Annotated in this window: 10 protein-coding genes; all 10 read left to right on the top strand. The window is 63.5% G+C overall.

All coding sequences use genetic code 11. From position 1 onward, the window contains the following. On the top strand, window positions 1-998 hold a 998-nt coding region (locus WBB85_RS15095; RefSeq protein ID WP_432639425.1), incomplete at its 5' end, for a sugar-binding transcriptional regulator. A 44-nt stretch (window positions 999-1,042) separates the two neighbouring features. Then, complete coding sequence (locus WBB85_RS15090; protein WP_432639424.1) at window positions 1,043-2,485, top strand: extracellular solute-binding protein; 1,443 nt, start codon at window positions 1,043-1,045, stop codon at window positions 2,483-2,485. Window positions 2,486-2,620: 135 nt separating this feature from the next. Continuing rightward, window positions 2,621-3,544, top strand: a complete 924-nt coding sequence (locus WBB85_RS15085; protein ID WP_432639423.1) for a carbohydrate ABC transporter permease — start codon at window positions 2,621-2,623, stop codon at window positions 3,542-3,544. 3 nt (window positions 3,545-3,547) lie between these two features. Continuing rightward, on the top strand, window positions 3,548-4,405 hold the full coding sequence (locus WBB85_RS15080) for a carbohydrate ABC transporter permease (RefSeq protein WP_432639422.1): 858 nt from the start codon (window positions 3,548-3,550) through the stop codon (window positions 4,403-4,405). A 5-nt stretch (window positions 4,406-4,410) separates the two neighbouring features. Beyond that, complete coding sequence (locus WBB85_RS15075) at window positions 4,411-5,526, top strand: ABC transporter ATP-binding protein (RefSeq protein ID WP_432639421.1); 1,116 nt, start codon at window positions 4,411-4,413, stop codon at window positions 5,524-5,526. Beyond that, complete coding sequence (locus WBB85_RS15070; protein WP_432639420.1) at window positions 5,523-6,650, top strand: ABC transporter ATP-binding protein; 1,128 nt, start codon at window positions 5,523-5,525, stop codon at window positions 6,648-6,650. The genes WBB85_RS15075 and WBB85_RS15070 overlap by 4 nt, the downstream gene beginning before the upstream one ends. Next, on the top strand, window positions 6,647-8,206 hold the full coding sequence (locus tag WBB85_RS15065) for an FGGY family carbohydrate kinase (RefSeq protein ID WP_432639419.1): 1,560 nt from the start codon (window positions 6,647-6,649) through the stop codon (window positions 8,204-8,206). The genes WBB85_RS15070 and WBB85_RS15065 overlap by 4 nt, the downstream gene beginning before the upstream one ends. Next, window positions 8,203-9,243 carry a 2-hydroxyacid dehydrogenase gene (locus tag WBB85_RS15060; protein WP_432639418.1) on the top strand — a complete coding sequence of 347 codons (1,041 nt, stop codon included), beginning with the start codon at window positions 8,203-8,205 and terminating at the stop codon, window positions 9,241-9,243. Before WBB85_RS15065 ends, WBB85_RS15060 begins: the two co-directional genes overlap by 4 nt. A gap of 11 nt (window positions 9,244-9,254) precedes the next feature. Beyond that, window positions 9,255-9,938: a class II aldolase/adducin family protein gene (locus WBB85_RS15055; protein ID WP_432639417.1), complete on the top strand. Its 684-nt coding sequence runs from the start codon at window positions 9,255-9,257 to the stop codon at window positions 9,936-9,938. Window positions 9,939-9,956: 18 nt separating this feature from the next. Then, a partial coding sequence (locus WBB85_RS15050; protein ID WP_432639416.1) for a glycerol-3-phosphate dehydrogenase occupies window positions 9,957-10,801 on the top strand: 845 nt, incomplete at its 3' end.

Genomic DNA, 10,801 nt, shown 5'->3' with positions numbered 1-10,801 from the left:
TGCAAAATATTTCAGATGGCAATCTGCACGGACCAACCGGGATCACCGCGATCGACGAAGAGTCGGGTTTGGCGGCCCGTGCCGCCTGGCTGTATTTCTCGGGCGGGCTGACCCAGGGTGAGATCGCAAAACGTCTTGCGGTGCCCTCGACCAAGGCGCACCGTTTGATCGCGCGGGCCACGCGCGAGGGCCTTGTCCGGGTTTTTGTCGATGCGTCGGTGTCCGAATGTGTCGCACTGGAAGAAGGGCTATCGGCGCGATACGGCCTTGAATATTGCCGGGTGGCACCGGACCTTGGCGAAACCGGTCTGCCGCTGCGCGCGCTCGGTCTGGCGGGCGCCACGTTCCTGCGTCAGGCGCTTGAGGGCAATACCCATAACTGTATCGGCATCGGCCACGGGCGGACACTGGCCGCGACCGTGAATGAGCTGCCGTCACTGCGCGGGGTCAAAGGCTCTGTCGTCTCGCTTCTGGGCGGGCTGACACGGAAATTCGCGGCCAATCCGTTCGACGTCATCTATCGCCTCGCGGAAAAGACCGGGGCCGAGGCCTATCTTCTGCCGGTCCCGCTTTACGCCAACAGCGCGGCCGACCGCGAAGTGCTGCTGGCGCAGATGGGGGTTGGTCAGGTCTTTGACAAATGCCGATCGGCAACGCTGCTGATCGTCGGCATCGGCGATGTCGGGTCGCATGCGCATCTGAGCGAGGTCGGCACCGTGACATCCGATGAGATGGAGGAGCTGCGCAGCAACGGTGCTGTGGGCGAAATCCTCGGCCACTATCTTGACCGGCAGGGCGCGCCCGTCGCGACCAGCCTGTCGGGACGGGTGATGGCGCCGCCAATCGAAGAGCTGGCAAACCGCATGGTTGTTGCCGTCGCCGGTGGCGAGGCCAAGACCGATGCGATCCGCGCCGTCCTGACGGGCGGCCTTCTTAAGGGACTGATTACCGACGAGGCGACAGCCCGCCGCCTCGCGGAGGCACCGCCCGCAACCTGACATGCGACGGATGGCCGGAAGGGCAAACAAGCTGGGAGGACAGAATGTACGATAAGGAAAAAGGACTGATCGCCGCGTATCGTCGCGGATCGATGAGCCGCCGTTCGCTTCTGCGTGCGCTTGGCGCGCTCGGCATGAGCACCGCAACGGCAAGTGTGCTTGTCAACGCATCCGCAACCCGCGCGCTGGCGCAGGATTTCGACTGGAAGAAACATTCCGGCACCGGGATCAAGCTGCTCTTGAACAAACATCCCTATACCGATGCGATGATCGCCAACCTTGAGAACTTCAAGGCGATGACCGGGATGGAGGTCACCTATGACGTCTTCCCCGAGGATGTCTATTTCGACAAGGTGACTGCTGCCCTGTCCTCCGGATCGTCGGAATACGACGCGTTCATGACCGGGGCCTATATGACCTGGACCTATGGCCCGGCTGGCTGGATCGAGGATCTGAACCAGTGGATCATGGACGATAGCAAGACCAATCCGAACTACAACTGGGACGATATGCTGCCCGGCGTGCGGGCGTCCTGCGCCTGGAATGGCCGCCCCGGCGGCGCGCTCGGGTCGGAGGATGCCAAGCAATGGTGCATCCCGTGGGGTTATGAACAGAACAATCTGGCCTACAATGCCGGCATGATGGAAAAGGCCGGAGTGGCCGTGCCGACGAACCTTGACGAACTGGTCGAGGCGGCGGCGAAGGTGCAGGCCGGAAATGACGGCATCTACGGCATTGGCGTGCGCGGTTCGCGGTCCTGGGCGACGATCCATCCGGGCTTCCTGTCTGGCTATGCCAATTTCGGTCAGACCGACCTCAATGTCTCGGATGACGGTATGCTCTCGGCGGCGATGAACACGGATGTGTCCAAGGCCTTCCATGCCCAATGGGTGAAGATGATCCAGGATTCAGGGGCCTCCGACTGGTCGACCCATACCTGGTATCAGGTCGGCACCGACCTTGGCGCGGGCAAGTCGGCGATGATCTATGACGCCGATATCCTTGGCTACTTCATGAATGGCGGCGACAACGCCATGGCCGGTCAGCTTGCCTATGCGCCCTTTGCCGCCAATCCCGATGCGGCGGCACCGACCCCGAACATCTGGATCTGGTCGCTGGCCATGTCGTCCTTCTCGGCCAACAAGGATGCAGCATGGTACTTCCTGCAATGGGCCTCGGGTCCCGAGCACGGATTGTTCGGCGCGTCGCAGATGGACTTCGTCAACCCGGTCCGCGCCTCGGTCTGGGCCGATGCGGGCTTCCGCGACCGGCTGTCATCGTCCTATCCGGGCTATGTCGAGATGCACGATGTCTCGGCCCCCGGCGCGTCGATCAAGTTCACGGCGCAGCCGCTGTTCTTCGATCTGACCACCGAATGGGCGGCATCGCTGCAAAAGATGGTCGCGAACGAAGTGCCCGTGGATGAGGGGCTCGATCAGCTTGCCGAAAGCGTTAACCGGCAGCTCAAGGAAGCCGGATTGGGTTAAGCCACCACCCGAAGAGCACGGTCCCGGCCCGTTCGGGGCCGTGCGCCCACCAGAACAACACATGCGAACCGTTCCGCGTTACTGTGATCGCGGCAACGGGTGGCACGGGTCACCGCGCCCGAGGGGAGAACAGGCATGTCCGTCGCTCACGATCAGCCAAGGCAAAAGCGTGGCCTTTTCAGCTCAAAGAAAGCCCTGCCCTATCTGCTGAGCCTGCCTGCCTTGCTGGTCTGTATCGGCATCCTGATCCCCTTCGTCACCGCCGTCTGGTATTCGCTGCAACGCTACCGGCTGTCGCAGCCCTGGAACCGGGGCATGAACTGGGGCGAAAACTACCTGAACTTCCTGTCCGATCCGGGGTTCTGGAACACCCTCAAGGTCAGCCTTGTCTATGCCGGGCTGACTGTCGGGCTGGAGCTTCTGCTCGGTCTTGGCATTGCGCTGCTGCTGCAAAAGCGCAGCCGGATCAACAACGCCGTGTCGATCATGCTCTTGATGCCGCTGATGACGGCACCGGCGCTGGCCGCGCTGATGTTCAAGCTGATGACGAACCCGAATTTCGGCATTCTCAACTACTTTGCCCAGCTCGCGGGCTTTACCGATTTCCGCTGGGGGGCCTCGCCGCATACAGCGCTTTTCACCGTTATTCTTGTCGATATCTGGGTCTACACGCCCTTCATCATGATCCTGCTGCTTGCTGGGCTCCGCTCCCTGCCCACGCAGCCGTTTGAAGCCGCGGCCCTTGACGGGGTGCCGCGGCTTCAACAGTTCACCCGCATCACCTTGCCGATGCTGATGCCCTATATCCTGACCGCCTCGCTCTTCCGGCTGCTCGATTCCATCCAGCAGTTCGACATCATCTATGCGATGACACAAGGCGGGCCCGGTGACACGCTGATGGTGTTTCAGGTCGAGGCGTATCTGAATTTCTTCCAGTCGACCAATGTCGGCCGGTCGGCGGCGCTTCTGATCATCCTCTGGGCCATCACCTTCTTCCTGTCGAACATCTTCATCAAGAACTGGCTGCGGCTGCGCGACCGCGCCCGGGGAGAGGTCTGAGCCATGGAACATACATCCCTTCTGGAACGCTGGCTGCGCGGCATCGCGCTGACGGCCGTGGTCCTCTTTTTCATGTTCCCGATCTTCTGGATCGTGCTGATGAGCTTTCAGACCAATGAAACCATCCTGCGCTCGCCGCCGTCGATGGTGTTCACGCCAACCATGCAGAACTATGTTGCCCTGATCACAGGACGGCTGGAGACGCAGGCCGGAACACTCGACATCAATTTCATGCGCAACCTGATGAATTCGGTGATCCTGTCTGTATCATCGGTGGCGCTGGCGCTTCTGCTAGGGGTTCCGGCGGCCTATGCCTTTGCCCGGCACAAGTTCCGGGGATCAGAGGATATCGCCTTCACGCTCCTGTCGTTCCGCTTCGCGCCGCCGCTCCTCGTCCTGCTGCCCCTCACGCTCTATTTCCAGACCCTCGGGCTTGCCAATACCTATATCGGCCTGATCTGGGTCTATCAGTTGATCTGCCTGCCGCTGATCCTCTGGATCGTGCGCGGGTATTTTGAGGATATCAGCCCTGATGTCGAACATGCCTACCGGATCGCGGGCCACGGCTGGGGGGCCACATTCCTGAAAATCGCCCTGCCCCTTGCCGGGCCCGGCATTGCGGCGGCGGGGCTTCTGGCCTTCATCTTCGCCTGGAACAACTTCATCTTCGCGCTGGTGCTGGCCTCGGCCGACAAACAGCCGGTGACGGTGGGCGCGCTGGCCTTCGTCACCGCCTCGGGCATCCAGTACGGCCAGATCGCAGCGGCGGTTGTCCTTTCCATCGCGCCGACGCTGGCCCTGGCCCTCTATGCGCAACGTTATCTGGTCGAGGGCCTGTCGCTCGGCGCGGTGAAGGGATGAGGGCGATGAGCGGATTGAAGATCACCGGTCTTACCAAGCGGTTCAAGGATGAGGTGGTGCTGGACGACCTCATCCTTGAGATCGCCGAGGGCGAGACGCTGGTTCTCTTTGGCCCCTCAGGCGCGGGTAAGACGGTGCTGTTGCGCTGCATCGCGGGCGCGGTCGACCCCGAGGCGGGCCGCATCCAGATCGGCGGCGCGGATGTGACGGACCTGCCGCCCGAAGCGCGCGGTGTCGGCATGGCCTTTCAGAACTTCGCGCTGTTTCCGCATATGTCCGCCTTCGACAACATCGCCAGCCCGCTGACCGCGCAGCGTTTCTCTGCCGAGAAGATAAAGGAGGGCGTCACCGACATTGCCCGCCTGCTGAAGATCGAGCATGTTCTGGATCATGCGCCCCGCGCACTCTCGAACGGGCAAAAACAGCGTACCGCTCTGGCGCGGGCCCTTGTGGCCCAGCCAAAGCTTCTTCTGCTCGACGATCCCCTGCGCAATGTCGATGCCAAGCTCCGGTTCGAGATGCGGCTGGAATTGCCGCGCCTGCTGGCCGGGCAAGGCACGACGGTGGTGTATGTGACCCAGGACTACAAAGAAGCGATGGCCTTTGCCGACAAGATCGCGGTCCTCGTGGACGGACGCATCGTTCAGATCGGCAAGCCGGAGGATGTCTATCTGCGCCCCGCCGATATGCGGATCGCCGAACAATTCGGCGATCCCGCGATCAACTTCCTTGATGTCACGCCGGAACGCGACGCCGAGGGCGTGCATGTCCGCCTGTCGGGCAAACGCGTTGCCTTGGCCGACGGGTATGAGGCGATTGTCGGGCGCGACTGCATCATCGGAATACGGCCCGAGGCAATCCGCTTTGCCGACGGGGCGAATGCGGTTGAAGTGACGATCGAGGCCGAAACGCCATTCAACGAAAAGACAGTGACACTGGTCACGACCATGCGCAAACGCGAGATCCTGATCTCGCGCCCGGCCGGAACACCTGCCCCTGCCGACGGCACGGCCACGATCGATATCGACGCCTCCACGGCGGTGCTTTTCGACCGCGCCACCGGCGCCCGTATCGCGCCGGATACCGATAGGACCAGCAAGCAGGAGGAGGAGGCCGCATGAGCGAGGTGATGCTGGACCTTTCCGGGGTCAACAAGATCTACAACCCAACGTCGCGCCATCCGGTCCATGCGGTGATCGACCTTGATCTGGCGGTGCAGAAGGGCGAGATCGTGGCCCTTCTTGGCTCATCGGGCTGCGGCAAGACCTCGACCCTTCGCATGATCGCGGGGTTCGAGGATGTGACAGAGGGGCAGATATCGCTTGCCGGTCACGAGATCCACCGCCAGCCGCCCGCAAAGCGCAATGTCTCGATGGCGTTCGAGGGCTATTCGCTTTATCCGCCGCTGACCATCCGGGAAAACATCGCCTTTGCCCTCAAGGCCGAACGGCTGTCTCGGGATGAGGTGAGCATCCGCGTCGATGAGATGGCGCGGCTTTTGGGCATCGAAGCCGTGCTTGATCGTTATCCGTCCTCCATCTCCGGCGGCCAGCAGCAGCGCGCCGGTCTGGGCCGGGCGCTGATCCGGGGCGCTGATCTTCACCTGCTGGACGAACCGATGGGCCAGCTTGAACCACAACTGCGCGCCCATCTGCGGGGCAGGATCAAGCATTTCATCAAAGAACGCGGGCTGACCGCGATCCTTGTGACCCATGACCAGACCGAGGCGAACGCGCTGGCCGACCGGATTGCGGTGATGGAGGGTGGCGTGCTGCAACAATTCGACACGCCCGAAGCGCTGAAGGCGCGGCCCGCCAACCTCTTTACCGGCACCTTCATCGGGGAACCACCGATGAACGTCTTCGCCGCCGAGGCCGCGTCAGAGGGGGGGCAGATCCTGTTCCATCTGGGTGATGGTGTGCAACTTGGCTATGCCGATACGGATTTCACGCCCGAATTGCGGGACAGCATTCTGAAACGCGGGTCTGTCACGCTGGGCGTGCGGCCCCATGCCGTCGGCATCGGCATCGGCGGGGCCGAGGCGCGCGTCTATGCCAGCCAATGGCTGGGTGACCAGACCCATATCGCGGCACATTTCGCCGGTGCCTCCATCGTCTCGGTCCGCCATGACCGGGTGAACCACGCAAAGGGCGACATGATCGGGGTCGATCTGCCCGCGACGAACCTGCATCTGTTCGACACCGCAACCGGTGCTGCAATCAGCCACGGGGGTGCGATGGCATGACAGAAGACGTGATCATCGGGGTGGATGCCGGGACCTCCGTGATCAAGGTGGTGGCCTTCGACACGGAAGGAAACCAGCTTGGCGTGGCCAGCCGCCGCAATCACTATTCCACCCTGCCCGGCGGTGGCGCTGAACAGGATATGGCGCGCACCTGGCAGGATTGCGCAGCCGTCCTGAAGGGGCTTGCGGAAGAGGTGCCGGATCTTGACCGCCGCGCCCTTGGCCTTGGCGTGACCGGACAGGGCGATGGCACATGGCTGATCGACGCGGCGGGGAAACCGGTCCATGACGGCTGGCTCTGGCTCGATGCGCGTTCTGCATCGGCCGCGCAGGCCATCGTGGACAGCGACGGGCATGATCTGATCTACCGGACGACCGCGACCGGCGTGAATGTCTGCCAGATGCGCAGCCAGCTTTGCTGGATGAAGGAAAACGCGCCCGACCTTCTGGCACGCGCGGCCACGGCCCTGCATTGCAAGGAATGGCTCTATTTCCGCCTGACCGGGGAACGGGCCGGTGACCCGAGCGAGGGGGTCTTTACCTTCGGCGACTACCGGCAACGGGACTATTCCGACGCGGTCATCGCGGCACTGGGCCTGTCCGCCCTGCGCCACCTGCTGCCGCCGATTGTCGATGGCGCCAAGACGGCGCATGGGCTGACTGAGCAGGCGGCGGCGGCAACCGGGCTGCCGCAGGGTCTGCCGGTCAGTCTGGGGTATGTCGATATCATGTGCAGCGCCATGGGGGCGGGCCTGCACGATGCCGGGGTGCAACCCGGGTTGACGGTGCTCGGTTCGACCGGCATGCATATGCGTTTCGTGCCCGATGCCGATGCCGTCGTGCTGAACAAGGCCGCATCAGGCTATACGATGCCCTTCCCCGGCTGCGCCTATGCCCAGATGCAGACCAATATGGCCGCGACGATCAATATCGACTGGATGCTCGACCTTGCCATCGGCCTGCTGCACTCCGAGGGCGTTGAGCGCAGCCGCGCCGACCTTCTGGCAGGGCTTGACGACCGCATCCTCGCCGCCCGGCCGGGGGCTGCCCTTTACCATCCCTACATTCTGGTGGCAGGTGAGCGCGGCCCCTTCGTCGACCCCGCCGCCCGGGCGAGCTTTACCGGCATCGCGCAAGGCACCGGATGGTTCGACCTGATGCGGGCGGTCTTTGACGGGCTCGTCCTGGCCGCGCGGGATTGTTACACCGCGATGGGCCCCATTCCGGCCGAAATCCGCATCTCCGGCGGTGCGGCGCGATCCGCCGCCGCGCGCAAGATGCTGGCCAGCGCCCTGAACCGCCCGGTGCGCAGCGTCAATCAGGATGAGGCGGGGGCCGCAGGGGCCGCGATGATGGCGGCGGTACAGCTTGGGGTCTTTCCCGACATTGCGGCAGCCTCCGACGCCTGGGTCACCCCACGCCTTGGCGCGACCGTGACGCCCGAGGCGGCACTCGTGCCGGTCTATGACACGCTCTTTGACGCCTATCTTGCGACGCGGGCAGCCATGCCGCCGGTCTGGCAGGCGCAGGCAACCATGCGGGAGGCGCTGACATGACCACCGAGATTGCCATCATCGGCGACCGTTTCATGCTGTCGGAGATGTTCGAGGCCGCCCTGCACGATGCCTGCGGCGACCGGGTCACCTGCCGCAAGCTTGACCTGCCCTGGCCGGATGAACCGATGGAGCACGGTTATGCGGTCGCGGGGATGGAGGGGCTGAAGGAATATATGGGCACCCCGGATCAGGTCATGGCGCATATCGGCGCGGCCCCCGTCCTTGTCACCCATCTCGCGCCCCTGTCCAGCTCGATGTTCTCCGCCATGCCGGGGCTGAAGCTTGTCGCCGTCTCGCGCGGCGGGCCGGTCAATATCGACATGGCTGCTGCCGCCGGTCATGGTGTCACGGTGGTCAACACGCCCGGCCGCAATGCCTCGGCCGTGGCCGAATTCACCATCGGGGCGATCCTTGCCGAGACGCGCAACATCACCCGGGGCCATGACGCGCTGCGCAGGGGCGATTACCGGGGCGACCTGTACCGGGCGGATGTGACGGGCGATGAGCTTTCCGACATGACGGTCGGCGTGATCGGCTATGGCAAGGTCGGCACCCGCGTCGTCAAGCTGCTGCGTGCCTTCGGCTGCCGCATCCTTGTCGACGATCCCTATGTCCAGCTTTCGCCCGATGATCTGGAGGCAGGGGTGGAACATGTCTCGCTCGACCGGGTTCTGGCAGAGGCCGATGTGCTGACCCTCCACCCCCGCGTCACCGATGAAACCCGTGGCATGATCGACGCCACCGCACTAGCGGCGATGAAACCGAGCGCGATCCTCGTCAATACCGCGCGGGGACCGCTGATGGACTATGACGCGCTTTACGATGCCCTGTCTGAGGGACGTCTGCGCGGCGCTATGCTGGAAACCTTCGCGATCGAACCGACACCGCCCGACTGGCCGCTTTTACAGCTTCCCAATGTGACACTGACCCCGCATATCGCGGGTGCGTCGATGAAAACCGTGCGCATCGCCGCCGCCAGCGCCGCCGAGGAAGTGCGCCGCTGGCTGGACGGGGAACCGCCGCTCAACCCCTGCTGAAGGACCCTGACATGACAAAAGACGAAAAGAAGCTGCGCGAAGGCATCGTGTCCGCCTGCCGGTCGATGAACACGCTCGGGATCAATCAGGGCACATCGGGCAATATCTCGGTCCGCTGCGGCGACAAGATGCTGATCTCGCCCTCGGCCACGCCCTATGACGCGATGGAGCCTGAGATGATCGCCGAAATGCCGTTCGACGGTGAATACGGCGCGTGGTCCGGCCCTCTGAAACCCTCGACCGAATGGCGTTTTCATTTCGATATCCTCAAGGGGCGACCGGATATGGGCGCGGTGGTCCATGCCCATCCGACCTATTGCACCACTCTCGCCATCGCGCGGCGCGAGATTCCCGCCTGCCACTACATGATGGCGGCCTTCGGTGGCATGACCGTTCCTTGCGCGGGCTATGCCCGCTTCGGGTCCGAGGAACTGTCACGTCTGGCACTCGACGCGCTGGACGGGCGCACGGCCTGCCTTCTGGCCAATCACGGCATGATCGCGATGGGCGAGACGCTGGACAAGGCGATGTGGCGGGCGGTCGAACTGGAGACGATCGCCCGGCAATACTACCTGTCGCTGATGATCGGAGGTCCGGTTCTGCTGAGCGATGCCGAGATTGCCGAAACCGCCGCCGCCTTCGGCTCTTACGGCGTGCAGGTCGATGGCAAGGCCCGCACAGGTCGCAAGCAATAAGGAGGAGGGAGCGAACGCATGGCCGGAACCGGCCCCATAGACCTTCTTGTCATCGGCGGCGGCATCAATGGTGTCGGTGTCGCGCGGGATGCAGCCGGACGGGGTCTGAATGTCGTTTTGTGTGAAAAAGGCGATCTGGCCGAAGGCACCTCTTCCCGGTCGGGCAAGTATATCCATGGCGGATTGCGCTATCTGGAATATTACGAATTCCGGTTGGTACGCGAAGCGCTGATTGAACGCGAGGTGGTGCTGGAAGTCGCGCCGCATCTGTCGAAACCGCTTCGGCTGATCCTGCCGCACAGCCCCCAACAGCGCCCACGCTGGCTGATCCGGCTGGGCCTGTTTCTTTACGACCATCTCGGCGGGCGCAATCGCATCCCCGCCACCCGCAGCATCGACCTTGCGCGCGACCCGGAAGGCGAGGCCATCCGCGAAAACTTCCCCAAGGCCTTTGCCTATTGGGATGTCTGGATCGACGATGCCCGGCTGGTGGTTCTGAATGCCGTCGATGCCGCGCGGCGCGGGGCCGAGGTGCTGACCCGCACCGCCTGCATCGCTGCGCGCCGGGACGGTGAGCTTTGGCACGCAACCCTGCGCGACACCGAAACCGGCACCACCCGGGAGATCACCGCACGCGGCATCGTCAACACCGCGGGCCCCTGGGTGGAAGAGGTTCTGGGCAATGTCGCCGGGGTGAATTCGGGCCGCAGGGTGCGGCTGGTCAAGGGCAGCCACATCATCCTGAAACGCTGGTGGCAGGGCGATCATGGCTATGTGCTTCAGGCCCATGACCGGCGGCTGATCTTCGTCAATCCCTATTTCGACGATCTGGCGCTGGTCGGCACCACCGATATCCCCTTTGA

The organism is Albidovulum sp. (assembly GCF_049646345.1).
In the GTDB taxonomy this organism is placed as follows: domain Bacteria; phylum Pseudomonadota; class Alphaproteobacteria; order Rhodobacterales; family Rhodobacteraceae; genus Albidovulum.
This window is presented reverse-complemented; position numbering and strand designations above follow the sequence as displayed.

What these genes read in the sequence shown, in the direction of transcription:
- WBB85_RS15055 (WP_432639417.1), top strand. Translation starts at nt 9,255, where the DNA reads ATGACAAAAGACGAAAAGAAGCTGCGCGAAGGCATCGTGTCCGCCTGC.
- WBB85_RS15075 (WP_432639421.1), top strand. Translation starts at nt 4,411, where the DNA reads ATGAGCGGATTGAAGATCACCGGTCTTACCAAGCGGTTCAAGGATGAG.
- WBB85_RS15080 (WP_432639422.1), top strand. Translation starts at nt 3,548, where the DNA reads ATGGAACATACATCCCTTCTGGAACGCTGGCTGCGCGGCATCGCGCTG.
- WBB85_RS15070 (WP_432639420.1), top strand. Translation starts at nt 5,523, where the DNA reads ATGAGCGAGGTGATGCTGGACCTTTCCGGGGTCAACAAGATCTACAAC.
- WBB85_RS15065 (WP_432639419.1), top strand. Translation starts at nt 6,647, where the DNA reads ATGACAGAAGACGTGATCATCGGGGTGGATGCCGGGACCTCCGTGATC.
- WBB85_RS15085 (WP_432639423.1), top strand. Translation starts at nt 2,621, where the DNA reads ATGTCCGTCGCTCACGATCAGCCAAGGCAAAAGCGTGGCCTTTTCAGC.
- WBB85_RS15060 (WP_432639418.1), top strand. Translation starts at nt 8,203, where the DNA reads ATGACCACCGAGATTGCCATCATCGGCGACCGTTTCATGCTGTCGGAG.
- WBB85_RS15090 (WP_432639424.1), top strand. Translation starts at nt 1,043, where the DNA reads ATGTACGATAAGGAAAAAGGACTGATCGCCGCGTATCGTCGCGGATCG.